We start from the raw sequence: 26,836 nt of genomic DNA, 5'->3' as shown, positions 1-26,836 counted from the left end.
ACTAAATCAAAACCAATTTTTTCCCCCCGGCGGTGAGTTGGAAAGGAGGTCACTTTCAAGATGACTGAGATTGCAGGTAATAGGATAATAATAAATTGCCCGCTTTTGCTAAATCTTGCCCAAAGGCGATAATTCCTTCTTCATGACCACTCATCACTAAAATTTGTTGCTCCTCTAGACGCTCTTCTTGACATAAACGGATAATTTCTGCGGCCATTTCTGGGGTTCCATAGGCGATATTTTCTTGAGTGGTCGGCACTCGATACATTAAATTTTGCCACAGGTGGCGATGATGAATATGAATCACCCCATTAATCTGGGGATTCGCTTCATAAATCGCTCCATGGGTGAGAGTTTCCGAAGAAGCGGCGATTGTTCCCCGACAAGTGACCCAATTTTCTCTCCAATCGTAGTCTATAACTGTGGTGTAATGGGATTCATTTAATACCGGTATTCCCCCAGTGTTAGTGCCAGAAATAATGATTTCTTTGTCTATTTTACCTCGTTGACTCACATTCCCAAAACCGATTCCGTTATCGTATTGACCGATTAATCCCAGTTGATAGAGGCGATTGCGCCAAGAATTTAATTCTGCAATCTCTGAGCTTATTAAGGGACGGTCAGGAATCCAAGTACAATTGTATTTAACGTAACCTTCATCAATCATATATTTTTCTGAAAATATTCGGGATAATTTTGACAAACTTTCTGCACAAAGTCCTGGAGAGGATAGGAAATATTAGCGATATAATTATCTTTAATTACTTGGGAGAATAAGGGCAAAACTTCCGTGTCTAAGGCGGGGTTAAATAAGTCCATCGGCAGGATTAAATCGGAACCTTCCCGCACATCAATTGTCTCAAAATTATCGGCTATAATTAACCAAAGAGGACGCACCCAAAGAGCCGAACGACTTTCGATCACCTGAATTACTTCTCCGTATAAAGTTCGATTTTTGCAGAATAAACTAACAATTTGATGGGGAGTAAATGTGTTCATAGACAATTCTAGGTTTCCTTGATACTAAACTCGATTTTTAGCCACAGCAGTAGGAAGTCTCTGGTTTTGGGGAAGGCCGGAACTGGGGAACAGTTTAGTGATCACATTTTGACATAGATTGTAATAAACTGGCAAATTACTTAAAATAATTTAAACTTTTTGCGAAAAAAATGTTAAAAACTTGACATAAATACTAATTTACCCATCTTTGAATGATAATAATTAGGCGTGGGGAATGAGAGAAAATGAATGTATGAGGAGAGACAAGATTTGAGAAGAAAGTAATTAATATTTCCTTGATCAATATGTGCGATCAAGATAGCTATGTAGGTCAAAAACTATGCAAAGTTTACCAGGATTATCAAGAAGAAAACGAAGAAGTGATCGGCAATACTTGGCAGGAATCCTATCAATTTACCATAGAAGCTTAATAGTTGACTAATCGCAGAAAGCCCCGCGCGAGCGTAAATTTTCCCGCAATTCCTCGGTCATACCCACGTTATCGGCAAACTTTGCCCCCTTCACTTTTGCCCCGCTAAAATTCGCTTGAGTGATATTGACTTCAACCAAATTAGCTCCTTCTAAATTGGAGCCGATTAAATTAGCTAAAGCCAAACTAGAACGGTAAAAATCAGCATAACTTAAATCGGCATTAGCTAATAAGGCTCCGCTTAAATCCGCTCCCTTAAAACTAGCGTGACTGCCGTTAATTTCGCTTAAATCAGCATCGGTTAAATTTGCCCCGCGCAGATTCGCTTGATAGAGATTAGCCATGCCTAAAGATATACCACTTAATTCTGCTGCTAAGAGATTTGCCCCAGTAAAATCCGTTAGGGGATTGAGTTCAGCTAATTGGGCTAATTCCAGAAAATCATCAGTAACAGCAGCATAAATTACCTCAATTTGTCCTAGCAATTTCTCTAAATTTTCTGATGCTGCCGCTTTCGGTTCAACTAGAATAGTATCTAATTCTACCTGGGATGACCCCCAAGAAATACGACTCAAAAAAGCAGCAAATTGATTGTCCATCAGGAAAAATGCTAACTTTCGCTCTAAAATACTATGTTTATTGGGACTTATATCGTGTTTCCATAATCCTGATGTTTCCGTGATACAGATATCGGCAGCTGTCACCGAAAATTGCACCGTCAGATGATAAGGTTCTTCCTCCACACTCACGGTTCCTAGGTTAATCCTTTCGATCGCTCCTGTAAATATTGACTGAGGACTTTTGAAGGATAACCGCCATTGATGATTATTAATACGATTTATGTATAACTCTTGACTAGAAAGAAGATTTGGTGTTAGGAGACAATTAACTAAAACAAAATCTAATTTTCCTCCTTTCAGTCCCCATTTAATTTCCCCGCCGAGGAGAGATTGAATTTGAGCTTGTAGGTGTAAAGTTAAATATAAATCAAATTTTTGCGAGTCGGTGGCTACTGGTTCTAGGGTTAACGATACACTATCGGGATAGCGATCGAAGGCAGCTAAAAGACGCATAATCCAAAAAAGAAAAGCCAAAATAAACAGTAAAAAAGTGGTGATTCTCTGGCCCTAAAGCTGAGAACTCACCCCTATTTAAAACAATAGCTGATTTTCTCGATCCTCGATGAACCTTTATTCGGCGATCGCTGAATGATTGCCCCTGAAAATCAAGGTTAAATTAGTTGACTTTCTCTTTTTTGCCGATATTGCCGTCCGCGTTAAAAAACATCGGCAAAAAGCGTTCCATAAACATTTGTGGATCACGATTCCAGGCTTTTTGAGCCGCTTCTACCCGGAATAATTGCAATTTCGGGTCGAGAAGGGATTGGGGTAAACGTTCCATCAGATATTGAGGACGTTCCCAAAGCGGCATAGTGGCGGCGATTTCCATTAAATGACCGACGCGGCGCAATTCTGCCCCTAGGGTGATATCCATACCCGATTCATAGGCGGCTTGTTCGATCGCCGAGTATTTGGCCTTAGCTTTTTCGACTTTTTGCCGATGTTCGGGGCTTTTTTGGGCAATTTTGGCTAACCAACGATTACCCCAACGCACATGGCCGGCTTCTTCGGGAAAGATTTTGGCGATCGTTTCCCGAATTTTGAGATTTTCCGGGGTTTGTTCCCCTTCTTTGAGAGCATAAATATGGGCGGCAAAGTATTCGCATCCCCGTTTTTCGGTGACGTTAATTGCCGCTAGGGCTGCAATCAGTCCATCTTCCCTTTGTTCTTCGCCTTGGAATTGATCTTGATCGAGAAGACGTTCAAATTCATCGATATAGGACAACCCCGGCGGTTTCCCCACATCGGCCCCCAATTCGATCAATAAATCGGTTAACCAGTAGGCATGACGGGCCTCATCAGCAACGTGGTGGGAAAGATCCTGTATCAGTTCTTGCGGTTGTCCGTCTAAGGTTTCGATCAGTTCGGTGAGGTCTTTACAGCTACGTTGTTCGTTGTAGCGGTAGCGGTTGAGGGTGACAAGGTGAATTTCGCGATCGCTAATGACACGCTTCATGATGTCGCGAGCGCTCATCGTCTTCTTGAATTTACGAGGGTAAGCAACGGTCATGAGTTTGTATAGTTTTGTAAAGGTCTTTCCGTATTCTAACCCCTAAGAATTGATGGAGTGTCTAAGGCTTGAGGTTTGCATCGTTTTGTAAACGGCTTTCCCTATTCCAACAGTAATTCGAGTTTTGTAAGAAATCTTATGAACAGAATTAACAATATTGTTTTGGTTCACGGTTTTTGGGCCGATGGTTCTAGTTATAATCAGATAACTGCCCAGTTATTAGCCGAAGGATACGCAGCGATCGCTGTGCAAAATCCTCTCACTTCTCTAGCGGATGACGTAGCTGCTACGAAAAGAATTTTAAACCGTATGCAAGGACAATGTATTCTAGTCGGTCATTCTTGGGGGGGTATGGTAATCACAGAAGCGGGCAACGATGAAAAAGTGTCCGGTTTAGTTTATATTGCAGCGCTGGCTCCCGATGCAGGGGAATCGATGGTAGATTTGTTTAGTGAATACGAAAACCCATCACAGTATTTTCAAGAACAAGAGGGGTTTATCTGGATTTCTCAAGAGGGAATAGAGAAAATTCTCGCCAATGATTTGCCCGCCGAAAAAGCTGCTTTAATTTATGCCACCCAAACCCCAGCATCCGCCTCTTTACTAACAACAAAAACCACTACACCCGCATGGAGAAATAAGCCAAATTGGTATATTGTCTCTAGTCAAGATCAAGCCGTCCCCCCAGAATTACAGTTTAATTTGGCCGAGAGAATGGGAGCAAAGACAGTGGTTTTGGCATCCGGTCACGTCCCGACTATTTCCCATGCTTCAGAGGTTTTAGAGGTGATTAGAGAAGCCTCGAATCTGGGATAAGTAAATCGCAATTTTCTCCTTAAACAATACCGGATCGCAGGGCAATTACGGCCGCTTGTACTCGGTCGTCCACGGCTAATTTATTCATAATTCCCCGCACATGGGTTTTAATTGTATTGGTGCTTAAATAAAGTTGTTCGGCGATTTCAGCGTTACTTTTGCCTTCAACAATTAACTTTAAAACCTCCATTTCTCGCTCGGATAAAAGTGCTAGATTGGGATTAGGTTGCACTGCCGGCGGTTTGAGATTATCCATGACTAAACGGGCAATTTGGGGGTCTAAATAGGTGGCCCCATCCTTAGCGGCTTCAATAGCGGCCAAAAGGCGATCGAGACTCGCTCCCTTGATACAATAGGCATCAGCACCACTAGCCAGCGCCGCGATCACTTCCCGTTGCAGAGTGTGGGAAGTGAGCATGACCACATGAACATTAGCTAAACCCTCCTTAATCTGTTTAGTTGCCGCAATGCCATCGAGACGGGGTAAACCGATGTCCATGACCACTAAATCTGGCCGTAGGGATAGGGCTAATTGTACCCCCGCTAGACCATCACTAGCTTGACCGACAATCTCAAAATCTGGCTGTTCACCGAGTGCTTGTTCTAAACCTAACTGCATTAAAGGATCGTCTTCAACAATTAAAATCCGCATGATCTTTGAGTCCTAACGGGAAAATGTACGGTTTTCACCCATCTGCATGAGGCAGAACTACTCCTAGTTTAGGCAATCTGGAGATAGATTAACAGTGATCAGTGACCAGTGACCAGTGGCCAGTGACCAGTGACCTGACCAGTAAAAGATACTAAATTTATTGAAAATTGAAAACTTAAACCTAATAACTTAAAACTTAAACCTAATAACTGATAACTGATAACTGATAACTGATAACTGATAACTGATAACTGAAAATGCTACGGATTTCATCAGATCGCTCTAAAATTGTGCTTGTTGCCCTAGTTTATCTGGGTGTTGGTTGGCTAGGCTATCTCTGCTTAAATTTAGGGTCGCGACCTGCCCCAATTTGGATGAGTGCCGGTATTGGCTTGACTGCTGTTTTTTTAGGGGGAAAAAGGCTAGTTTTAGGCGTTTTTATCGGGGATTTGCTTCTTACCTTCTTTTTAGGGGCTAGTTGGCCCATAGCTCTATTTTCAGCACTCGGCAGCAGTTTATCGGCCCTGTTAGGGGCGCAATTCTTGCATTATCTGAGATTTTCCGCCACTTTACAGCGCATTCGCGATATCCTTTTACTGGTATTTTTAGCGGCCTTATTGGCCTCGGCAGTTAATGCCACTATCGATACTTTTGCCCGTAGTTGGCTAAATACTTGGGATTGGCGGCAATTTGGACAGTCTTGGGGCATTATCTGGCTCGGAGATAGTACGGGGATCTTAATGACCACGCCGCTGCTGTTGCGTTTTTGCTTCCATCGTCACTCTCTGCGGGAACCCCAGCAACCCCAACGCCTTGGCGAGGCCTTACTTTGTCTGAGTTTGCTAACGGTGGTGACTTCCGTGGTTTTTGGTGGTCAACAGAATTTTCTTAACCCCGATTGGAGTATGGTGCAGTACCTCGAATATCTCCCTTTTCCCTTTGTGGTTTGGGCTGCTATGCGTTTTCAGACCTGGGGAGCGGTAATAGCCAATTTTTTAGTATCTATTTTAGCTTTGATGGGATTGGCTGGGGGAATCAGCCCTTTTATCCTACAGGCTCCCGATTATACCAGAGGTGTCCTGATCTTACAAATCTTTTTAGTCATTGTCATGTCAACTTCTCTGTTTTTATCGGCGGCGATTAGCGAAAGACAACAGATCGATCGAGCTTTAAATGAAACTTTAGAACGAGAACATTTACTAACACAAGTTGCTTTAAAAGTCCATCAATCTTTAGATATAGATCAAGTTTTGAATACCATTGTTGAGGAAATCAGAAATTTTCTCGATGCCGATCAAGTCTATATCGGCCACTGTCAAGAAGGGGGTTGGTCTAAGGTAATCGCCGAGTCCCGTCGTCCCCAGATTCCCTCGCTGATGGGTTGGTTTCCCGAACCAGAATTACTGGAAGAATTGGGACAATTATTTTCTTTAGATAAGTTAATTATTGCCGATAATACCGCTAAGGTGCAAACTCTGCCCACTCTCAAGGGTTATTACGAATACCTGCAAGTTAAATCCTCTTTAGTTTTACCTCTAACGGTTAATAATCAACATTTAGGTGCTTTAGTTGTCCATCAATATTCCCATCCCCGTCATTGGCAAAAAAGCGAGGTCAAATTATTAGAACAGTTAGCCACCCAAGTTTGTATCGCTATCGGCCAAGCGCAACTATATCAGAGGGTGCAAAGCTTGAATAATAATTTAGAACGGGAAGTGGCAGCCAGAACCATGGAACTGCGGGAAAAAGTCTGGGAAATTCAGCGTTTATACGAAATGAAAACGGTTTTTTTGCAGGCAGTATCCCACGATCTTCGCACTTCGATTATGGGATTAGTGATGTTATTAAAAAATTTACAGTGTCGGCAAACAGAAAAAGTAACTATCTCACGAGCAATGCTCGATCAGGTGGTGCGTAGTTGCGATCGACAACTAACTTTAATTAATGCTTTATCGGAAAATCATTTTGCTGAAGAACGACCTTTAATCTTACATCGTCAACCTCTATCTTTAAAAGAACAGGTGGAAATTTGGCTCAAAGATTGGCAAAAAGATTTTGATTTATATCAAGCTACTTTTATTAATCTTCTCCCCGATAACTTACCCGCTATTGATGCCGATCCTTGTCAGCTAAGAAGTGTTTTTGAACAATTATTAAATAATGCCTTAAAACATAATCCTTCACCGATTCAATTAGCTTTAGATGCTCGTATTGACCAAGATATGCTCTACTGCACTTTAAGCGATAATGGCATTGGCATGGATGAGGAACAATGTCAACATCTTTTCCATTTATATGTAAGAAATCTTCATAATCAACACCTAACGGGAATTGGTTTAGGTTCCTACCAATGTCGTCAAATTATCGAGGCTCACTCCGGCAGAATTGGGGTAAAAAGTACCCCGCGGGTTGGCTCACAATTTTGGTTTACTTTACCCCTTGCCTATCAAAATTCTAGAGTGATTAAGCAGGAGTTAGTCAACAGTAATCAGTGATTTTTAACGAGAGTGAGATGATTATGCTTATCCCTCTTCTGGGACTCTGGGGGATATAGAATTAAGATACAGCACTTTTCATGACAATCAAGTACAATCAGAGGGTAAAGAAATCAGCAGAAAAGTTTCCCAAAACTGCTAATCTTGACTTATATACTTCTGAATTTTGGGCAACTATTCAGTCGTTGATGAGACGCTGTTTACTGGATAAATTACAATCAGAAACCTCGTCCTATTTTCCAATTAATCTTGTGTTTAAATCCTATCTTAAAAGAAATACTAACGATTAGGATTATCTCTTGACAAATAGATGCGATCGCCTTTTTACCTTTAACTATTTTGTAAGACTTGTAAGAATAAATTTGGGTATAAAATTTGTGTATGATGATAATGCTTTAGCGGTAAAATGTTTTTTTTATCTAAAGAAACTAGATAATCAGCACCTATTTCGTAAGCGGCTGCCAAAAACCTATTATCATTTGGATCAACCTGATCGAGTAGCGTTGCTTGATAAATGCCTTGAATTTTGATAGCAGTATAAAAAATAGCCGTTAAAATCTCCTTAATATAATTTCTGTCAATATTTTTCAGTAATAGTTTTTCAACCAATTCCTCCAATAATTGAGGAGAAATAACTAACTTAAATCTACCCTCTCGCCAATAACGAATAATTTGACAAGGCGCACTGTTAGGATTTTTACTTAACAAAGCTGAAAGAAAAACCGAAGTATCAAGAATAACAAGAGGTGAATCTTGAGCAAACATCATAGTAAATCAGATTCTTCTAAGTTTCCTGAAATTCTCACACAAGCGTCATCAAATTTTTGCCAAACTTCATGATAACAATTATCGGGCATATTTTGAACCTCATTTAATGTTTCCATAATCAAATCTTTGGCCTGTTTTCTATTTACATTTTCTTTTAAACCTTCTAAATGCTTGTGTAACTGCTCCAATAACCATTTTTTATCTTCAAGAGAACAGTCTCGTAACTTTTGTTCAAGTTCAATAATTTGAGGGGATATCATAAAATTAACTCCTGACCAAGATTAGTCTAGTTTAATGATAACAAAAGCTTCAAATTTAAAGCTTTAACTAAAGATTACCTTGTTATAAATATCTGCTATCTCCACCTCAACCCGCAAAGAGTTTAAATGAATTATCCTATCAGATTCATAAGCTGTAAACAACCAGCGATCTCGCAGAGATCCGCTTTGCGGTGCGCCTTCCTTTTGAAAATGTTCAATATAACATTTTTCCTGAGAAATCAATAAATATTCCTGAAAAGTTGCAATGGTTCGATAAGCGGCAAACTTTTCTTCTCTGTCGTAATTTGCCGTTGAAGCAGACAAAACCTCAGCGATTAAAACAGGATTAATTAAAGTATCTTTGCGTCCTTCTTGATAAGTGAGAGGTTCAGGCATCACCATAATATCAGGATAGGTAGCTATTTGACGCTCAGGTATCCATAAACGCTGATCGGTGACAAAAACGGCATAGGGTTGATTCTTTAGTCCAGTATATAAAGCCACTAATAAATTACTAATAATGCGATTATGAGTCGGTGTTCCTCCTGTCATAGCAATAATTTTTCCATCCAGATATTCATGGCGAGTTTGGGATTGTATTTCCCGCTCAAAATATTGACTAAGAGTATATTTTCCAGTGAGAGCGGTCATAATGATGATTGTTTGAGAATAAGCATTTTGCAGCGTTTTTCATTGTTCCCCAATTCTAACAACAAAAAAGCACCCCCTTGCGGGAGTGCCTTTTCGTTCAGACTAGAACTTAACCATTGATAGAGGGAGCAATCAGAGCTACGGGAGCCTGTTCACCACTAGCTAAGTCTAAGGGGAAGTTGTGAGCGTTGCGCTCGTGCATTACTTCCATACCGATACCAGCGCGGTTTAACACATCGGCCCAAGTACCGATTACACGACCTTGAGAATCGAGAATCGACTGGTTGAAGTTGAAACCGTTGAGGTTGAACGCCATGGTGCTAACACCCATTGCCGTAAACCAGATACCGATTACCGGCCAAGCACCTAAGAAGAAGTGCAGAGAGCGGCTATTGTTGAAAGAAGCGTATTGGAAGATTAAACGTCCGAAGTAACCGTGAGCGGCAACGATATTGTAGGTTTCTTCCTCTTGACCGAATTTGTAACCGTAGTTCTGAGATTCGATTTCAGTGGTTTCACGCACTAAGGAAGAAGTTACTAACGAACCGTGCATCGCGGAGAACAGAGAACCGCCGAACACACCAGCCACACCTAACATATGGAAGGGGTGCATCAGAATGTTATGTTCTGCTTGGAACACGAACATAAAGTTGAAGGTTCCAGAGATTCCTAAAGGCATACCATCAGAGAAAGAACCTTGTCCGATGGGATAGATTAAGAATACAGCAGTAGCGGCGGATACAGGTGCAGAGTAAGCCACACAGATCCAAGGACGCATTCCTAAACGGAAAGACAGTTCCCACTGACGACCGAGGTAGCAGAAGACACCTAGTAAGAAATGGAAAATGACTAACTGGTAGGGACCACCGTTGTATAACCACTCATCTAAGGAAGCAGCTTCCCAGATGGGGTAGAAGTGGAGTCCAATCGCGTTGGAAGAGGGAACAACCGCACCAGAGATGATGTTGTTTCCGTAGAGTAGAGAACCAGCTACAGGCTCGCGGATACCGTCGATATCTACAGGAGGAGCGGCGATAAAGGCGATGATGAAGCAGGTGGTGGCGGTGAGCAGGGTGGGGATCATGATCACACCGAACCAGCCGACATAAAGACGGTTGTTGGTGCTGGTGATCCACTGGCAGAACTGCTCCCACAGGGAAGCGCTCTCGCGCTGTTGTAGAGTGGTGGTCATTGGTTTATGATTCCTATTAAGTTATCGAGGTACGATTGATTGATGATGTCTCTATCTTAGAGAGTTTGTATCGGTTTGTAAAGGGGTTTGACGATATTGTTACTTATGCCATTGATAAGCTGACGTTATGAAACGGGTCGGGTGCGGTTGGGTCTTTTCTGGTCTAAGATTGAAGATATGACTCGACAACCTCACGATCAATTTGCCAAACAATACCTAGAAGAATTGCTGTCTCCTCTGGGAAGGGTGGAAGTTAGCAAGGAAGTGGCGGATGAAACCCGTCAGGTGGATGTTTTCTTCTCTCCTGACTCTAATATGCGGGGAAATGCTCAATTTTTGGGTCTTTTAGGGCAAATGGTGACCACAAGCACTTTGCTTGAGCCTTTTCGCAATGCTCCCAATCGAACGGAAATTCGCAACTGTATCTTAAAACTGTTTTCGATTTTTGCTGAACTTCAACGGAAAGGGAAACGGGAAAAAACTGAGTTAAATGAGGATGACTTACCTAGATTATGGATTTTGGCTACTTCTATTAGTTTCCAGATACTAGAGAGTTTTGATGCTAAGTTAGAACTGGAAAACTGGACAGAAGGGATTTATTTTTTATCTCCTTCTCACCGAACGGCAATTATAGCGATTAATCAGTTACCTATTACCCCAGACACTTTACTGTTAAGATTGTTGGGACGGGGGAAAACCCAAAGCCAGGCGGTAAGAGAGTTGCTTGAGTTGCCTTCCGGCGATTCCTTCCGTCAAAATGTCATGGAATTATTGATTAGTTGGCGTGTGAGTGTTGAAGTTAACAATCTTTTAGAATCAGAAGATAGGGAGGTATTTATGGCTTTATCTCAATCTTATTTAGAGTGGAAAGAGGCGACCAAACAAGAAGGACTTCAACAAGGACTTCAACAAGGACAACGACAAATTATTGAAAATTTAATGCAAGTGAGGTTTGGAGAATTGGATGAGTCTTTAATAAAAGTCATTGATGAGTTGCTTAAGTTATCACCGATGGAGTCTAGTCGTTTATTATTGGAGTCTTCACGGGAAGATTTAATCAGACGATTCATCTCTGAATAAATTAATTATATCTGGCTTGGTTCAAAAAACGACTGAATTGATAATAGGGGCAATATGGAAGAATTGTTAGAATTAAAGGATTTACTTTTGGTAGGAAATATTCCCGATGCCTTGCTCCTGGTAGAGGAAATGACAGAAATGAGCAAGGATGATAAGCTCAATAAGATTTTTAGCTTTAGTATTATTGTTCTATTACATCTGATTAAACAGCAAGCAGAAAAACGCAGTACCCGCTCATGGGAAACCTCTATTTCTAATTCTGTTAGACAGATTCAACGCATTAATAAACGACGTAAAACTGGAGGAAATTATCTAACAATAGAAGAATTAAAAGAAACCTTAGATGATGCTTATTCTTCGGCTTTAAGACAAGGGGCATTAGAAGCTTTTGAAGGTATATATAAACCCGAAGAAATTGAAGCTATGGTTGATAAAAATCGAATTATTAATCAAGCAATGGAGTTGATTTTAGGATAGGAGAACTGCACAGAATAATCAGATAGCTAATTAAACCAGTTCAAAATTTTGTTCCAAATAGATGATACAGATGTTGTAAGTTTCTTCCAAATATTATCAAATTTATCCCAAATGTTTTCATCTGGAATAGGTACTGGTGCTTCTTTTCGAGGTTGTTGATGGAGTTTATCCCAATCTGTTGGAGGTGGTGTTTTACCCGTGTCAAATTTATCCCAAGCACTTGATGAATTGGTTTCAAGTTTTGTCCAGGGATCTGAAGATGTTGTATTTTTTGGACTGGTTTGAGTTTGAACTCCGTTAGGGGAGAAAGTCCATCCTTGACTTGAGGGAGGAGGGTATGGGGATGGAGTAGAATTATTAGATGTAAAACCCCAATTAGTAGGATTATTAACTACAGGAACAGGTGAAGTAACGATTGGAATAGGGTTAGTAGGAGGCACAAAACTCCATTTAACTCCTGTGTAATTGTTGACTAAATTTTCAAGAGTTTGTAGGTTTTCAATATTTGATTGTTGACAAAATTTCTCTAATTCTTGGGTAAAATACACAATCTCAGGAGAAAGATTTTTAAGTTCTTTGAAAATCTTGGATGAATTAGGTTTAATTAGGTCTTTTTCGGAAAATAGTAGCCTTTCTTCTTGTTGTATTTGTTGCCAATAGTTGGGATTTTCTGATAAAACAAGCAATGATAAATAAATTACCATTTCTGAGAAATAGTCAGCTTTTGGACTTAATTTAGATAACTTATTTCTGTTAGGATGTTGATAACCAGGGAGTCCTTTAATATTGTCGGTTGCGTTGCTTAATTGAGGAACATATAAACTATCATAGTCAATTAAACATAGATCACCATTTTTACGCACTATAATATTACCGTGTTGTAAGTCTCCATGAGAAATATTATTTTGATGAAGAATTTTAACCATTTCTAAGAATTTTTCGGCAAAGTTACGGATAGAAGTCGGGTTATTAATATTACTAGATATAAAGTCTTTAAAGCTAATACCATCAACCCATTCCATTCTAATAATGGGAAATCTTTGTCCATTGACTAAAATTCCTTGTTCTTGGTAAGCAAAATCAACAAAATAAGGAAGTTGAACTGTTTTAAGATAGGCATCAATCGCCTTATAACGAATTTTTAGATCCCCTAAATCTTCTATCCAACATTTAAGGGCATATTTTTTAGGATTAGTTTGAATTTCATAAACAACGGCTTTTCCGCCATTATGAGACAGTAAAAAGTTCTGATTTTGCTTTTGCTTAACAGGCTTTCCTTGTTGTAAAATACCATCGTATATAAATCTATCAGGGTATTTTACGACTGTTTCATAGTCAGTTCTAAGCGGATATTTCATTTTTTTACATACCCCACAAATGTAAATTTAGACCAATTGGGAAGGGAATCAAATTCAAGTTTTTTAAACTTTGATGGTTCGCTTAATTGTCCAAAAACATCCCTTTCTGATTCACTAGCCAAAGTTCTCAGATTTGTCTTGGGTTTTATTTCTATTTCATCCCTTGCACAAGTAGAACATTGATTCAAGATTGCTTGATTAGCATAAAGATCAATCTGAAATTTAATCCATTTGTCTCCTTCTTCTAAAATTAAAACCTGAGATGAGTCAGATAAAGCAGGAATAATAATTTCTTGAAAAGTTTGATCTTTGTAGATTTTATTTCCTTTTTCAAGGTTCATATATTTAGGTTCATATTTAGTGACTTGACTAGATGAATTTGAATTGCTTGATTGTTCAGTTTTTATACTATTTATTTTGTTAGCTGTCTGAGAAATAAAATATAATATGGTCGCAGTGGAGAGTATAGTTAAGAATATATTTAAAGGAATAAAAACAAGGAGAAGATTACGGATTCCATCTATTCCTTTAATTACGGGTGGTTTGTCTTCTCTCAGTTGAGGACTTGAAGAAGAAACTCCTCTCAAATTGCGGTGCGTCATGGGTAAAGATGGCAGAAATTTTAATAATGTTTGTAGATTGGAGCTTATTTTGGCAAAACCAGAAGTATCTTCTAAATTTTCAGCAGGAGTATTGTCTTTAGGTTCTTTTTCTACGCTTGAAGAATTGTTTTGATCTTCTTTAGAAGGCTGTTCAGTTTCATAACTTAAAGGTGAAATGATAGGAGTATTTTTTTGATTTTCTTTTCTGGTTTGTGTAGGCAAACTGACGATTTCACGATCACTGACTTCTAAAATCATTAAAGTGACATCATCATTTTTCATTTTTATTGTGCCATTATGTCTAGCAGATTTTACAAAATTCTCAAACTCCTGTTCTGAATTAATGGTAAGTAAAGTTGTTAAAATATCTCTTTGCTGTTCTGTATATTTAAAAATATATTCAGCTAGAGCGTCAGTTGCTAGTACAAAATAAAGCTTATCTGAATGTTGTTTGTATTTTAATTCGATGTCTAAAAACTCTGGCTCATAATCATCATTATTTTTAGAGCGACTTCCAAAATATCCAGGTCTATCATTAAAATTCGTTGATTTTTTCAATAAATAGGTTTGAATTAATTGATTTCCCTGAAAAATAAACAGACAGCTATCGCCAACAATTGAGATTTTTGCTTGATTTTCAATAAATTGTAACCCAATAAAGGTAGATGTTGCTGATTTAGAACGTTCCAAACCATTGTAAATCTCAATCCAGGCAAAATTATTACCGCTTTTTGCTTTTTCTAATTCTGCTCTAACTTCTTCTAACCATTTTTGCTGAATTAGTTCAAGCCATTCTTGCCAATTGTTTTTATCAATCTGGGGATTTTCACAAAAATAATCAACAAGAAGTTTTGACCATATACTTGAGTAAAATGATTGAGTTGCACCATCGGCGATCGCAAAACAATTCTTAGCTTCATTATAGCTAAAATTATCTTGACAACCGCTAATGGTTTCCATCTCTTTATGAGTTCTATCACTGAACCGACGGATGACTGAAACTTTATGATGAGATTCCATAATTAATGACAATAACTTTAGCGTAATGCTCCTTGAGAACCAAATTGAAGAAGTTTAATCAGTGCTTCAGCATCAGCATTAAAGATAAAACCTCTGGCATTAGGTTGAACATTAAAACCCGCATTTTTGGCACTCTCAGCAAGAGGATCAGGAAGCACACTGGAAATATCAAACAAAAAGTTAGCAAATTTATTATTGTTAAAACCAGCATTGTCACTAGGTAACTCTATTTTCCCTGCTGATGCGTTAGAAATATGAGCATTCAAAACAATCACGTTACCGTCACTTGTTTTAAGTTGTGCTAGTTTTTTCGCTTCAGTAGTAGCAGCATTAAAATCATTAGGTTCTCCATCGGTTATATTAATAACAACGGGTGGAAAGCTATCGGGATGATTAGAAATAAATTTTTCTACCCCATTATAAGCCTGTTTAAAGGCTTCAGCCATTGGTGTTCCATTACTTGCAGTCGGTTTCACAAACACTCGCATTACTTCATCCACTTCAACCAACCCACCTGCACCATCAGAGACTTTTCTCTTAAGGGTTGTTGTATTGGGATTTTTAGCCAACTCTGAGGCTTTATCTAGAAATAGTACATTAATACCTGCTCCATAGCCAACCGCCGCCACAAAACATCTGTCTTTAATCTCATTACCCGATGAACAAGCTGTAATAATTTCTCCGATGACTCGATTAACGGCTAATGCGGCAAAATCTGCTTTATTTGAATTGGCGTATTTATCTGACATTGAAGCTGACTGATCAATCATAATCAGGATAAATCCAGGCTTGGCGCTACTCAGTAGTTCTTGATACATAACTTAAAGATTACTTCATTGATTTTTGAAAGGGAAAAGATGATCATGTCACCGCAAAATGGGCTATGATGACAATCTAGCAAGCAAATAGGACTAATTAGCTTGATTTACCTAACATCTCAGTATTGTAGCGCTTGATTTTAGTACAAAAGTAGGCTTTGGTACACAATTTATAGGTAGGTTACGGTACAGTCTTAGTTCCGTTTGGTATAATATATTTGATTACCCCTCTAATTTTTTAACCAGAAATGAATAATATTGACCAAGTTTTGCAATATGTTGATGATTTAATGTTTGAGAAAGTGGAGTCTCATCTGACACCAGTACAAGAAGCAATCTTGACAGGGGTTTGGCAAGGTCAAAAATATTGGCAAATTGCTCAATCTTTTAATGGTTGTAGTGAATCTCATATTAAAAAAGAGGCTGCTAACTTATGGAAAAAGTTGGGTAAGGTATTAGACGAAGATGTTAATAAAGATAATTTACGATCCAAGTTAGAAAGAAAATATCGGGTTTCTCAAGCTTATCATTCGGGGAATTGTTTGTTACAAATTGATAACATCAATATTGGTGGTCAAATTATTCAAACGACTAATGATAACCAAAACCGATCATATTCTTTACATAATAATAAATCTCCCATGATTGACTTAACAAAAGCTCCTGAATTAAGGTATAACTATGGACGTAAGTTAGAACTATCCACCTTAAAAGAATGGCTAGATAATAAAACTCGATTAATTACTATTTATGGGTTAAGTGGAATTGGAAAAACAGCTTTAACCCTTAAATTAATTTCAGAAATTGCCTCACAATTTGATTATATTATTTATCGCAGCCTGGAAAATATTCCTCAATTAATTGCTCTCAAAGATAATCTAAAACAGTTTTTCAGCCAATCTCTATCAACCCCCTTACCCGATATAATAGATTATCTAAGCTCCTATCGTTGTTTAATTATTCTTGATGATGTACAGAATATTTTTAAACTGGGGGAATTAGCAGGTAAATATTTAAGCGACTGTCAGGATTATCATAAATTTTTTCAGCAAATTGCTACCACATCTCATCAAAGTTGTTTAATTTTAATTAGTTGGGAACTTCCCAGAGATTTTGTCACCTTAAAATCCGATAAAATTAAAACTTTATACCTGCAAGGTTTAACAACAGAATTTGAAGAAATCTTCAAAGAATACGGTTTAAAAAGTGAGGAGAAATGGACGAAACTGAGCGAACTTTATCAAGGTCATCCTAACTGGTTAAATATCATCTCCTCAACCCTTATTGAACTATTTGATGGAGAAGTATCCTTATTTTTAGAACAAATGAAAAATGAAATTTATTTAGGAGATATAGAAGACTCGATCGAATGTCATTTACAGCGTTTATCCGCAACAGAAAAAAAGGTGATGCACTGGTTAGCTAATCAAACTGAAGCGGTAGAAAAGTTTCCCAAAACTGCTAATCTTGACTTATCTACTTCTGAATTTTGGGCAACTATTCAGTCATTAATGAGACGCTGTTTACTGGATAAATTACCATCAGAAACCTCGTCCTATTTTCCTATTAATCCTGTGTTTAAATCCTATCTTCAAAGAAATCCTAACGATTAGAAAAAATTTATCTTATTATAAATATATGTGTACCGCAACGCAGAAACCCGCAGGATCGCTTTCCAGTATATCCTATTTTCTATACACCTGATCGTGACTACCAATATCAATTAACAAGATGATAACTTCTAAATATTCTCCATCTTCCGAAAAACTAAAAATAATTCGACAATCGTAAGCTACAGTACAAGACCATAACCCTTCTAAATTACCACTTAACTTATGGGTTTTTAAAGACAGTGTAAATGGGTCTTCTGCCAGTTTTCTAAGTACATCGAAAATTTTAGGTTTTAACTGGGGATTTTTCTTGATTAGCTTCTTAAACGAACGCTTAAACCCATCACTCCATATTAGCTCCATTGTTAATCCTCATTCAAATCAGCAATCAAATCTTCTACGGTTCCCCTTCTGGCCGTTCCAGTAGCGATCGCATCTTTCAATTCCTTAAAATTAGCTAAAATTTCTCTTTCTCTTGCTTTAGCTCTATATTGACACAAAATCTCTAACAATGACTCCTGTTCATCCTCTGATAAATTCTCAAAAGATTTGATCATTTCTTGCAAAGTCATCATTTTACCTCTTAACTCTCGATAAAAACCTGGAATCTCTTATTCTTTGTGTGATCTCGCGTAGCGAGCGCGTTGCGACCAGTTTAACTTACATAGGAGCGATCAATCTTTGTGTCCTTTGTGTCTTTGTGGTTTGCTCCACTCGCTCGTCACCAGGACTGTATCTTAGAATACATTTTACCCACCAAACCTAAGAGAGCCAAATAATCCGACAATCATAACCACAAGAACAAGCTTTAAGTCCCGATAATTCCCCTTTTAATGAATGAGTTCCCAAGTTCAAAAAATAAATATCTTCCCTCATTTGTGCCAATGTTTTCTCAATCGCTTTCTGTCGTTGAGGATTTCTGAGAACAAACTTACGGAAAGTCCGCTTAAATTTAGGCGTTAAAACCAGTTCTCTCATAATATCTATTCTAAAGTTTCTCTCAATTCTCTCAGAACAATTTCTAGGGGTTGAGGTTTAAATTCTCTTTGATGAAAAGCATTAATTGACTCCCTAGCATCCCTAGCAATTTCTTGACGACGAATATCAAGTAAACGATTTTGTAAAATTTCTAATAACATTTCCTGTTGTTCTAAAGATAGTTGCTCAACAGTATTTAAAGCTTGTTCTAAACTGATCATAATTTAACCTCAAACTCAAAAAACCACCTTCTATTCTAACAACAAAAAAGCACCCCCTCGCGGGAGTGCCTTTTCGTTCAGACTAGGAATTAACCATTGATAGCGGGAGCGGTCAGAGCTACGGGAGCCTGTTCACCACTAGCCAAGTCTAAGGGGAAGTTGTGTGCATTACGCTCGTGCATTACTTCCATACCGATACCAGCGCGGTTTAACACATCGGCCCAAGTACCGATTACACGACCTTGAGAATCGAGAATCGACTGGTTGAAGTTGAAACCGTTGAGGTTAAACGCCATGGTGCTAACACCCATTGCCGTAAACCAGATACCGATTACCGGCCAAGCACCTAAGAAGAAGTGCAGGGAGCGGCTGTTGTTGAAAGAAGCGTATTGGAAGATTAAACGTCCGAAGTAACCGTGAGCGGCAACGATATTGTAGGTTTCTTCCTCTTGACCGAATTTGTAACCGTAGTTCTGAGATTCGATTTCAGTGGTTTCACGCACTAAAGAAGAAGTTACTAGGGAACCGTGCATCGCGGAGAACAGAGAACCGCCGAACACACCAGCAACACCTAACATATGGAAGGGGTGCATCAGAATGTTATGTTCTGCTTGGAACACGAACATAAAGTTGAAGGTTCCAGAGATTCCTAAAGGCATACCATCAGAGAAAGAACCTTGTCCGATGGGATAGATTAAGAATACAGCAGTAGCGGCGGATACAGGTGCAGAGTAAGCTACACAGATCCAAGGACGCATTCCTAAACGGAAAGACAGTTCCCACTGACGACCGAGGTAGCAGAAGACACCTAGTAAGAAGTGGAAAATGACTAACTGGTAGGGACCACCGTTGTATAACCACTCATCTAAGGAAGCAGCTTCCCAGATGGGGTAAAAGTGGAGTCCAATCGCGTTAGAAGAGGGAACAACTGCACCAGAGATGATGTTGTTTCCGTAGAGTAGAGAACCAGCTACAGGCTCGCGGATACCGTCGATATCTACGGGAGGAGCGGCGATAAAGGCGATGATGAAGCAGGTGGTGGCGGTGAGCAGGGTGGGGATCATGATGACACCGAACCAACCGACATAAAGACGGTTGTTGGTGCTGGTGATCCACTGACAGAACTGCTCCCACAGGGAAGCGCTCTCGCGCTGTTGTAGAGTGGTGGTCATTGGTTTATGATTCCTATTAAGTTATCGAGGTACGATTGATTGATGATGTCTCTATCTTAGAGAGTTTGTAACGGTTTGTAAAGGGGTTTGACATTCAGTATTACTTGTCGGGGTGATAAGGTGGGCTTATGCTAAGTTTATAGGGTTCCCTGACCAACTTTTCCTTTTTGGGAGTCCGTCATCAGAAGCCGATGCCAAATCAGGTCATACTTCATATTTATGAAAAAAACCCAGATCTCGAACTCAGGTTAGACTAAAAAGAGAAATTTAATCATAATGGCGGTTGTGATGACTATGGTAGAAAAAGTTCGTAAAACCGAGGCGGAATGGCGGGCCCAGCTAACTCCCGAACAGTTCCAAGTTACCCGCAAAAAGGGAACAGAACGGGCTTTTACTGGTAAATATCACGATAATAAAGAAAAAGGTATTTACAAATGTGTCTGCTGTGGTACGGAGTTATTTACTTCTGACAGCAAGTATGATTCGGGTACTGGTTGGCCGAGTTTCTGGACTGCTGCTAACGAGGCTAATATTAAGTACGAACGAGATGTTAGTTTTTTCATGGTGCGGACAGAGATTGTTTGTGCCACCTGTGATGCTCATCTCGGTCACGTTTTTAATGATGGTCCACCCCCGACGGGAAAACGCTATTGTCTCAACTCTGCCGCTTTGCAGTTTGAAAAAAATCCCTAAAGCAAAAAGAGGTCTTTCCAGACCTCTTTTTTAAAGTTCCAGTGGCAGCCAATTACAGTAAACCTGTATTAGTCCCTGGTTTGCCAGTAGCTAACTGCACTTTGACAATTTTGCCGCCCATTTTCATGATGCGTTGTTGCTCACGAAACCAATTATCGTAGGGAACGAGTTTGGTGAAATAGGTATTTTGTAATTCCCGTTGTGTCCGAATGCGGCTTTGGCTAGGAACACAAGCGGTGATTTTGAACATCCGCATGGATTGATTTCTCCTAATCGCTGAAAAACTTGTCGCTTAAACTAACGAAGGCTTTTTCCTAAAATAACAAAGGTCGGGAGTCAAGGATCAATACTAGCTCGTCAAAACCTATCTTGGCCAGATTCAGCCTTTAAAGACCTAGCACTCATCCTCGGCTTCCCGAACCCTATTTTGTCCGAGTTCGTTACTTCTAGCTTAAGCCAGAGCTAATGTAGTCGAAGTAAATCCCCATTTCTTTACCCGCATCAGCACCAACTAAACTAGCGGTGACTTCTTTCATCGCTTGAATAGCTTGAACGGTGGAGGAGATGGGTACACCTAAAGAGTTGTAGGTTTCTTTCAGGCCGTTGAGAACGCGCTCGTCGAGGATAGAAGGATCTCCAGCTAACATAGCGTAGGTAGCATAACGGAGATAGTAGTCGAGGTCACGGATACAAGCGGCGTAACGACGGGTGGTGTACATATTACCACCGGGACGGGTTACGTCAGAGTATAACAGGGACTTAGCCACAGCTTCTTTAACGATACCGGCAGCGTTGGCGCTAATGACACTAGCGGCGCGCACGCGCAGTTCACCGGTGGCGAAGTAGCCTTTCAGTTTGCCGAGAGCAGAAGCGTCAAGGTATTTGCCTTGAACGTCAGCAGAGTTGATAACAGAAGTAATTGCGTCTTGCATGGTGGTTCTTCCTTGGGTTTTGCTTAATCTTAAGAGGTTTACGAGGGGTGTGTCTAGAACGATTCACAAAGGAATTATTCTACGACATAGAGCCGATCACGTAATCGAAGTAGGAAGAAGCTTCAGAAGCATCGTCAGAAGACATAAGACCGGTAGCAACTTCTTTCATTTCGCGAACGCTTTGAGCTACGGCACCGATGTCGGTTCCTAAAGATTTGTACATTTCACGCACACCGACTAAACCGATTTCTTCAATCGGGGTGACATCACCAGCAACTACTCCGTAGGTGATTAAACGTAGGTAGTAGTCCATGTCACGCAGACAGGTAGCGGTCATTTCTTCGCCGTAAGCGTTGCCACCGGGGGAAACGATGTCAGGACGTTTTTGGAATAAGCGATCGCCAGCTTGTTTGACGATGGTTTCGCGAGCGCCGGTCAGGGTTTCAGCGATGCGTAAACGAGCGGCACCACTGCCAACGAAGGCTTTAATTCTGTCTAGTTCGCCGGGGCTGAGGTAACGAGCTTCAGCATCAGCATTCACGATCGATTTCGTGACGATACTCATTGATGGATTCCTCCCAACTAAGTGAGATTAATAAACTTAATCTGACATTTTATAGCAGTTGTGGTCACTACGCTTAAGTTATCTCGTTTCCGCCTCAGCGTCTCAAGACTTCCCTAGCTAGAGCGACCTAACGCAACTATTTTGCGGCATCTGGTTCACCTTCTCACTATTTTCTTAATACTTTTTAACATTTGCCCTCACAAGGGAGTGGGGAAATGGGGAGCGATTTGTCAGTGAACAGTAAACAGTAATCAGTAATCAGTGAACCTCGATCTAACATTATCTCAAGGCTAAAAGTCTCTCTAGTTAAGGAATCTACCCAAATAAAAATGATTTTAATTGCCTCATATTTTTTCAGTGAAATTGAATTAGCAACGATAGATATACATTTTGGGCATCGAACTACTTAATTAGTACACAGACCAAAAACAAGCTGTGATTGGGTTATAATTTTTGGAGATGTCTAGTGAACGGAAAACTCGCATCTGATAACTGATCACTGATAACTGATAACTGAAAAGGCTGTCTCCTATCTCCTGATTTAGCCTAGCCAATTAATTGCCCCTTTAATCCAGTCTTCTGGCTGAGTATTTTTACTAAATAAAGCATCTTGACTGAGGACTGCGATAGCTCGATCGATCTCCTCTTGGCTGTATCCTAAAGCTAAAAGGGTCATCTGCACATCTTCGAGGATGTCCGCTGCCGGCAGTATTGCCGTGGTTGTCGTCGTCGCTTCTCTTAGCTGTCGCCATGCTGCCAATTTAGTTTTTAACTCCAAAGCGATTCTTTCTGCTGTTTTTAAGCCGACTCCGGGGGTTTTGCTCAAAATTTTGGTATTTCCTGTCACTATCGCCACCACAAGTTCCTCAATCCCCAAGGTATCGATTAAAGCTAGGGCTAATTGCGCCCCAACTCCATTGACGGCAAGCAGTTGACGAAACAGATCTCGCTCTGGGGCGGTGCCGAAACCGTACAATAAAGGCTGCTCCTCGCGAAGGAGTAGGTGAGTAAAAATCTGACAACTATCATTGTTATCTTTGCCGATGTCTAGGGCTAATCGCGAGGGAATTTGGATTTCGTAACCGATCTGGTTTACGTCTAAAATCAAGATCAGTCGGTTATTAGGGGTTTTGATCACCTCGATCGCTTGTCCGCGTAAATAATTAATCATTGATTTAATTCTCCTACGAAAATAACCGAACCACAGCAATGACGGTTTTTACTCCCTGAAGGAATGCTGGAGAGATTTTCATTTTTGTTACAATTGTTAACAGAAGTGAATGGCGTAATTGATAACCTAATCTTCTTGGCGTTAGTCCCCGATAATTGGAGAAGATACAAAATGAATGGCAACATTAGAGTTGGGAATCTCTTTGGAATTCCCTTTTATATTAATCCTTCTTGGTTCTTTGTTCTGGGGTTAATTACCTTAACCTATGGAGGAGATTTAAGTCAGTTTCCCCAGTTAACGGGAATCCTGCCCTGGCTCTTAGGATTTTTTGCCGCTATTCTCCTATTTGCCTCCGTGGTTGCCCACGAATTAGGTCATAGTTTTGTTGCCATCGCCCAAGGTATTGAAGTCAAATCAATTACCCTCTTTTTATTCGGTGGGTTGGCAACTCTCGGCAGAGAATCGAAAACTCCCCTAGAAGCTTTTCTAGTAGCAATTGCCGGCCCTTTAGTTAGTTTACTGCTCTTCGGTATCTTCCTAATTATTGGTCTCAATATTAGCTTAAATGGGCCGATGGCGGCGATTCTTTCTCTGCTTGCCTATATCAACCTCGCCCTAGGTTTATTTAACCTGATCCCCGGTTTACCTTTAGATGGTGGTAATATCCTTAAAGCCATCGTTTGGCAAGTAACGGGTAATCCCAATAAAGGGGTTTTATTCGCTAGTCGTTTCGGTCAATTTTTTGGTTGGTTAGCGATTGTCATCGGTGCGCTATCAATTCTCGGAATCAGTCAATTTGGCAGTGCTTGGACGCTATTAATTGGCTTTTTCCTTCTACAAAATGCTGGCTTTTCCGCTCAATCAGCTAAGGTTCAAGATTTCCTAAGTCGCTACACCGCTAAAGATGTTATCTCTCCTAATAGTCCTGTAGTGCCGATTAATTTAACCCTGCGCGAGTTTGCTAATAATTATGTTATCGGTAAACAACAATGGTCTAAATTCCTAGTTACCGATAGCGAAGGTAAACTATTAGGGGTGATTAATGTAGAGGCTCTGAAAACGATTCCCACTTCCCAATGGACCCAGGTAAATATCGGCCAGTTATTACAAACTAGCGAAAGTCTTAAACTGGTTTTGTCTAATACTTCCCTCCTAGATGTGGTGAAAATTTTGGAAGGCGAAAATTTATCTCAAGTGACAGTGGTGGAAGAAAACGGCACAGTTTTGGGGCTAATTGAGAAAGCTTCTATCCTTACTTTTCTCGCCCAAGAAACCCAAAGTCAAACCGCTTAATCAGTTATCAGTTATCAGTTATCAGTTATCAGTCATCAGTTGGGTAAATGTATTTTTCACCTTAATATTGATGAATCAGTCTAATCGCTATCTGCTAGGATTTATCCTTGTTGTCGCCGCTTATATAACTTTAATTGCTCCAGAAGTTAATAACCATATACAAGCAATGCTCGGAGGATCATCATCAAATTTACAAGCAAACAGATATTCTGAATTTCTTAGTCTTGTAGTTAATGCGAGCATTTTATACCTTATATACAAATGGTTTTCAGGAAAGTATAATTTATGAGTTATCAGTGTTAAGTTTCCGACTCACAGAATTTTGCCTAGTATCTCCTGTTGCTTTAAAACTATTCCTTTTTGGTCTGATTTCGAGATCAGGCAATAAGCATTTTTTAAACTACAGAGGCACAGAGGACACAAAGAGACAACCCGCAGAATTTTGTCTAGTATCTCCTGACTATACTAACTGTCGCATTGCTTGCCATAATTGCTCGTATTCTTGCTCGGTTGCTGGCGATAAAGGGTTTAAAAAATCGCTTTTTTTGATCGCTTCCGGATTGACAAGTAAAGGATTATTTCTAATATCTGGGGAAATTTGGTCGGGATTTTCAGTGAGAATTAGGGGAGATAATCCGGAGGTAAATAAAGAAATTTTAGTAGCGGATTCTGGTTGCCAACAAAAATCAATCCATTGCTGGACAAGAGAATTAGGAGTAGTTAAAACTGGTTTTACCCACACATCTGACCAGAGGGAAGTGCCAGATTTGGGGACAACAACTTTAATTTTCTTATAGCGATTACTCACTGGTAAAATATCATTAGACCAACCCACAGACAGCCAGACATCACCGAGTATCAGGGGTTGTAAGTAATGTTGAGAACTATAAAATCTTACCTGTTTTTGTAAAGTGAATAGCTGGTCTTTTAGTCGCGCAACTTGTTTTAAATCACTGGAATTATAAGAATAACCCAATTTTTTTAGGGTTAAACCGATGACTTCGCGACGATTATCAATTAGGGCAATTTTACCAGTTAATTCTGGTCGCCATAAATCAGACCAATCCTGTGGTCGCCAGTCAAATTGAGCGAATTTTTCCTCATTATAGGCAATTACTGTCATTCCCCAACGGTAGGGCGCACCCCAGACTTTTCCCTCTGTTTGCAGTTGTCCTTGGCCATTGCGAGTCATGTTTTCTTGCCAACGGGGGGGCAGTTTTGACCAATTAGAGAGTTGAGAAGTATCTAGAGGTTGAATTAAACCGTTAGTAATCGCTTTTCCTAGCCAAGCATCCCCTAGGGTGACTAAATTACCGATAGCTGGGTTCTGTTCCCTAAAAGGGATAGGAATCGGAAATTGTGAGGCCGGTTGCCCCTGATTTTTTAACCATTTTTCTAACAATTTTAATAGCTCTTTCAGCTGCCTTTCCGACTGAAAATTGACTTTTTTTTCGGCAATAGTTTTCTGAAAATCTGTTAGTAATCGCGGCGGAATCGAACCGGACAGGAGAACAATGCTCGGCTCGCCGCTTCCGGAAGCGCAGCCATTTAAACCCCCCGCTAAGGCGATTGTACCTAATCCTTGCAAAAAAGAACGTCTGTTTAACATATCGCCCGCCGATTCTCAACTTCAACATTAATAATTGTCAGTTTCTAGCCTTGAATTATTATAGGACGATTTTTAACGGTAAATTTGACCTCAAGCGCTGGCTGGGAATATTGGTACAATCAAGGGGCAATAACCCAGTTTAAGCGGGTTCCGGTGGACTGAAGGTCATTTTTGTTAAAAAAGTTATTTCTCTGGGTGTTATGATTAATTTTGAGGCAATACGGAGAATTTTTTGAGCTATGACCCCTGAATTAATCACTTTCGGTCGGTATCTCGCGGGTGAATTTGAAAATCAACGGCAAGCGCAAGCAGAACCGGTGTGGTACGTTCACCTGCGTTTATGGTTGCGTCCGCTGCCTTTGTTTCGGGAAGACAGCATCGCTCTTTTTGCCGAACAGGCCAGTATAATCAATTTAGACCAACCCTACCGACCGCGACTGTGGCGATTAACGCGCTCGGAATCGGCAGGGTTAGAGGTTAGGCATTATATGTTTAATGACCTGAAATCCGTGCAAGGTGCGGGCAAAAATCCCGATATTTTGCGAAAAATTAGCTTAGAAGACCTAACTTTCCTGCCTACTTGCACTTTAGCGGTTCAAGTCCATACTCTCGCTGATAATCAATACCAGTTTATCGCCCAACCGCAACCGGAACAGCACTGTCAATTCACCTATGAGGGGACAACCTATCAGGTGTCTTTGGGTTTCGAGGTGACGAGTCATAGCCTAAAAACCTACGATAAAGGTCTAGATCCCAGCACCGGTAAGGGAATTTGGGGCGCTCTGCTCGGTCCCTATCAATACGAGAAAAAACGGGATTTTTCGGCAGAATTGGAGGTGTGAGG

30 protein-coding genes and 2 pseudogenes are annotated in these 26,836 nt (G+C 40.0%); 10 read left to right on the top strand and 22 right to left on the bottom strand.

The features are described from left to right. Nucleotides 1-55: 55 nt before the first annotated feature. A complete protein-coding gene (locus myaer_RS03160) occupies nt 56-667 on the bottom strand; it encodes a class II aldolase/adducin family protein (RefSeq protein WP_046660925.1) in 612 nt (203 codons plus the stop codon). Next, nucleotides 664-999 carry a hypothetical protein gene (locus tag myaer_RS03155; protein ID WP_046660924.1) on the bottom strand — a complete coding sequence of 112 codons (336 nt, stop codon included), beginning with the start codon at nt 997-999 and terminating at the stop codon, nt 664-666. The genes myaer_RS03160 and myaer_RS03155 overlap by 4 nt, the downstream gene beginning before the upstream one ends. 305 nt (nt 1,000-1,304) lie before the next feature. Here myaer_RS03155 and myaer_RS22260 point away from each other — a divergent pair, with 305 nt between their 5' ends. Then, on the top strand, nt 1,305-1,430 hold the full coding sequence (locus myaer_RS22260) for a hypothetical protein (protein ID WP_268807309.1): 126 nt from the start codon (nt 1,305-1,307) through the stop codon (nt 1,428-1,430). Between the two features lie 7 nt (nt 1,431-1,437). Here the strand turns inward: myaer_RS22260 and myaer_RS03150 are convergent, their stop codons facing one another. Together myaer_RS03150 and myaer_RS03145 are read right to left on the bottom strand one after the other, a co-directional pair. Next, nucleotides 1,438-2,502, bottom strand: a complete 1,065-nt coding sequence (locus tag myaer_RS03150; protein ID WP_046663589.1) for a pentapeptide repeat-containing protein — start codon at nt 2,500-2,502, stop codon at nt 1,438-1,440. A gap of 163 nt (nt 2,503-2,665) precedes the next feature. Continuing rightward, nucleotides 2,666-3,559 carry a ferritin-like domain-containing protein gene (locus myaer_RS03145; protein ID WP_002800898.1) on the bottom strand — a complete coding sequence of 298 codons (894 nt, stop codon included), beginning with the start codon at nt 3,557-3,559 and terminating at the stop codon, nt 2,666-2,668. A 138-nt stretch (nt 3,560-3,697) separates the two neighbouring features. On the opposite strand from myaer_RS03145, the gene myaer_RS03140 reads away from it, so the two are divergent. Further along, on the top strand, nt 3,698-4,375 hold the full coding sequence (locus tag myaer_RS03140) for an alpha/beta hydrolase (protein WP_046660923.1): 678 nt from the start codon (nt 3,698-3,700) through the stop codon (nt 4,373-4,375). 19 nt (nt 4,376-4,394) lie between these two features. Here myaer_RS03140 and myaer_RS03135 read toward each other — a convergent pair whose 3' ends face one another. Then, on the bottom strand, nt 4,395-5,027 hold the full coding sequence (locus myaer_RS03135) for a response regulator (RefSeq protein ID WP_046660922.1): 633 nt from the start codon (nt 5,025-5,027) through the stop codon (nt 4,395-4,397). Nucleotides 5,028-5,284: 257 nt separating this feature from the next. Between myaer_RS03135 and myaer_RS03130 the strand changes: the two genes are divergently transcribed. After that, nucleotides 5,285-7,522 carry an MASE1 domain-containing protein gene (locus myaer_RS03130; RefSeq protein ID WP_046660921.1) on the top strand — a complete coding sequence of 746 codons (2,238 nt, stop codon included), beginning with the start codon at nt 5,285-5,287 and terminating at the stop codon, nt 7,520-7,522. Nucleotides 7,523-7,632: 110 nt separating this feature from the next. After that, nucleotides 7,633-7,812: pseudogene (locus myaer_RS22420) on the top strand (ATPase); the annotation flags it as partial. 40 nt (nt 7,813-7,852) lie between these two features. Here the strand turns inward: myaer_RS22420 and myaer_RS03120 are convergent. From myaer_RS03120 to psbA (myaer_RS03105), 4 genes are all read right to left on the bottom strand, one after another. Then, entirely contained in the window at nt 7,853-8,290 is a 438-nt protein-coding gene (locus myaer_RS03120; RefSeq protein ID WP_046660920.1) for a putative toxin-antitoxin system toxin component, PIN family, read from the bottom strand. Beyond that, nucleotides 8,287-8,550, bottom strand: a complete 264-nt coding sequence (locus myaer_RS03115) for a hypothetical protein (protein ID WP_046660919.1) — start codon at nt 8,548-8,550, stop codon at nt 8,287-8,289. The genes myaer_RS03120 and myaer_RS03115 overlap by 4 nt, the downstream gene beginning before the upstream one ends. 63 nt (nt 8,551-8,613) lie before the next feature. Then, a complete protein-coding gene (locus myaer_RS03110) occupies nt 8,614-9,201 on the bottom strand; it encodes a Uma2 family endonuclease (RefSeq protein ID WP_046660918.1) in 588 nt (195 codons plus the stop codon). Nucleotides 9,202-9,310: 109 nt separating this feature from the next. Then, nucleotides 9,311-10,393, bottom strand: a complete 1,083-nt coding sequence (psbA, locus tag myaer_RS03105; protein ID WP_046660917.1) for a photosystem II q(b) protein — start codon at nt 10,391-10,393, stop codon at nt 9,311-9,313. Between the two features lie 177 nt (nt 10,394-10,570). Between psbA (myaer_RS03105) and myaer_RS03100 the strand changes: the two genes are divergently transcribed. Beyond that, entirely contained in the window at nt 10,571-11,473 is a 903-nt protein-coding gene (locus myaer_RS03100) for a hypothetical protein (protein ID WP_046660916.1), read from the top strand. A 54-nt stretch (nt 11,474-11,527) separates the two neighbouring features. Beyond that, nucleotides 11,528-11,950: a DUF29 family protein gene (locus myaer_RS03095; protein ID WP_046660915.1), complete on the top strand. Its 423-nt coding sequence runs from the start codon at nt 11,528-11,530 to the stop codon at nt 11,948-11,950. Nucleotides 11,951-11,976: 26 nt separating this feature from the next. Here myaer_RS03095 and myaer_RS03090 read toward each other — a convergent pair whose 3' ends face one another. From myaer_RS03090 to myaer_RS03080, 3 genes are read right to left on the bottom strand one after another with little or no spacing between them, the layout of a single operon-like run. Continuing rightward, complete coding sequence (locus myaer_RS03090; RefSeq protein WP_046660914.1) at nt 11,977-13,308, bottom strand: protein kinase domain-containing protein; 1,332 nt, start codon at nt 13,306-13,308, stop codon at nt 11,977-11,979. Next, nucleotides 13,305-14,930 (bottom strand): PP2C family serine/threonine-protein phosphatase, encoded by a 1,626-nt coding sequence (locus myaer_RS03085; RefSeq protein ID WP_046660913.1) that lies wholly within the window; start codon nt 14,928-14,930, stop codon nt 13,305-13,307. Before myaer_RS03085 ends, myaer_RS03090 begins: the two co-directional genes overlap by 4 nt. A 17-nt stretch (nt 14,931-14,947) precedes the next feature. After that, nucleotides 14,948-15,748, bottom strand: a complete 801-nt coding sequence (locus myaer_RS03080; RefSeq protein WP_046660912.1) for a vWA domain-containing protein — start codon at nt 15,746-15,748, stop codon at nt 14,948-14,950. A 248-nt stretch (nt 15,749-15,996) separates the two neighbouring features. On the opposite strand from myaer_RS03080, the gene myaer_RS03075 reads away from it, so the two are divergent. Further along, a complete protein-coding gene (locus myaer_RS03075; RefSeq protein ID WP_046660910.1) occupies nt 15,997-17,361 on the top strand; it encodes an AAA family ATPase in 1,365 nt (454 codons plus the stop codon). A 72-nt stretch (nt 17,362-17,433) separates the two neighbouring features. On the opposite strand, the gene myaer_RS03070 is transcribed toward myaer_RS03075, so the two are convergent. The 5 genes and pseudogenes from myaer_RS03070 to psbA (myaer_RS03050) form a co-directional block, all read right to left on the bottom strand. Next, nucleotides 17,434-17,721: a type II toxin-antitoxin system YafQ family toxin gene (locus myaer_RS03070; RefSeq protein ID WP_012264535.1), complete on the bottom strand. Its 288-nt coding sequence runs from the start codon at nt 17,719-17,721 to the stop codon at nt 17,434-17,436. 2 nt (nt 17,722-17,723) lie between these two features. Then, nucleotides 17,724-17,930 (bottom strand): hypothetical protein, encoded by a 207-nt coding sequence (locus tag myaer_RS03065; protein WP_002799381.1) that lies wholly within the window; start codon nt 17,928-17,930, stop codon nt 17,724-17,726. Between the two features lie 199 nt (nt 17,931-18,129). Continuing rightward, a pseudogene (locus myaer_RS03060) lies at nt 18,130-18,336 on the bottom strand (type II toxin-antitoxin system YafQ family toxin); the annotation flags it as partial. 5 nt (nt 18,337-18,341) lie between these two features. Beyond that, complete coding sequence (locus myaer_RS03055; RefSeq protein WP_002799384.1) at nt 18,342-18,557, bottom strand: hypothetical protein; 216 nt, start codon at nt 18,555-18,557, stop codon at nt 18,342-18,344. 89 nt (nt 18,558-18,646) lie between these two features. Beyond that, nucleotides 18,647-19,729, bottom strand: a complete 1,083-nt coding sequence (gene psbA, locus myaer_RS03050; RefSeq protein ID WP_002731626.1) for a photosystem II q(b) protein — start codon at nt 19,727-19,729, stop codon at nt 18,647-18,649. A gap of 276 nt (nt 19,730-20,005) precedes the next feature. On the opposite strand from psbA (myaer_RS03050), the gene msrB reads away from it, so the two are divergent. Then, nucleotides 20,006-20,422, top strand: a complete 417-nt coding sequence (gene msrB, locus myaer_RS03045) for a peptide-methionine (R)-S-oxide reductase MsrB (RefSeq protein WP_080949706.1) — start codon at nt 20,006-20,008, stop codon at nt 20,420-20,422. Between the two features lie 52 nt (nt 20,423-20,474). Here msrB and myaer_RS03040 read toward each other — a convergent pair whose 3' ends face one another. From myaer_RS03040 to ruvA, 4 genes are all read right to left on the bottom strand, one after another. Beyond that, complete coding sequence (locus tag myaer_RS03040; RefSeq protein WP_002739162.1) at nt 20,475-20,678, bottom strand: phycobilisome linker polypeptide; 204 nt, start codon at nt 20,676-20,678, stop codon at nt 20,475-20,477. Between the two features lie 190 nt (nt 20,679-20,868). Further along, nucleotides 20,869-21,354, bottom strand: coding sequence for an allophycocyanin subunit beta (gene apcB, locus myaer_RS03035; RefSeq protein ID WP_002738786.1), 486 nt, complete (start codon nt 21,352-21,354; stop codon nt 20,869-20,871). Between the two features lie 79 nt (nt 21,355-21,433). Continuing rightward, nucleotides 21,434-21,919: an allophycocyanin subunit alpha gene (locus myaer_RS03030; RefSeq protein ID WP_002739012.1), complete on the bottom strand. Its 486-nt coding sequence runs from the start codon at nt 21,917-21,919 to the stop codon at nt 21,434-21,436. A gap of 541 nt (nt 21,920-22,460) precedes the next feature. Next, nucleotides 22,461-23,090, bottom strand: a complete 630-nt coding sequence (gene ruvA / locus myaer_RS03025; RefSeq protein WP_046660909.1) for a Holliday junction branch migration protein RuvA — start codon at nt 23,088-23,090, stop codon at nt 22,461-22,463. 63 nt (nt 23,091-23,153) lie between these two features. Between ruvA and myaer_RS03020 the strand changes: the two genes are divergently transcribed. Further along, nucleotides 23,154-24,383 carry a site-2 protease family protein gene (locus myaer_RS03020; protein ID WP_046660908.1) on the top strand — a complete coding sequence of 410 codons (1,230 nt, stop codon included), beginning with the start codon at nt 23,154-23,156 and terminating at the stop codon, nt 24,381-24,383. Between the two features lie 460 nt (nt 24,384-24,843). Here the strand turns inward: myaer_RS03020 and myaer_RS03010 are convergent, their stop codons facing one another. Continuing rightward, nucleotides 24,844-25,992 (bottom strand): substrate-binding domain-containing protein, encoded by a 1,149-nt coding sequence (locus myaer_RS03010; protein ID WP_046660906.1) that lies wholly within the window; start codon nt 25,990-25,992, stop codon nt 24,844-24,846. A 239-nt stretch (nt 25,993-26,231) separates the two neighbouring features. Here myaer_RS03010 and myaer_RS03005 point away from each other — a divergent pair, with 239 nt between their 5' ends. Continuing rightward, nucleotides 26,232-26,834: a chromophore lyase CpcT/CpeT gene (locus myaer_RS03005; RefSeq protein ID WP_046660905.1), complete on the top strand. Its 603-nt coding sequence runs from the start codon at nt 26,232-26,234 to the stop codon at nt 26,832-26,834. Nucleotides 26,835-26,836: the final 2 nt, after the last annotated feature.

The organism is Microcystis aeruginosa NIES-2549 (genome assembly GCF_000981785.2).
GTDB classification, from domain to species: domain Bacteria; phylum Cyanobacteriota; class Cyanobacteriia; order Cyanobacteriales; family Microcystaceae; genus Microcystis; species Microcystis aeruginosa_C.
This window is presented reverse-complemented; position numbering and strand designations above follow the sequence as displayed.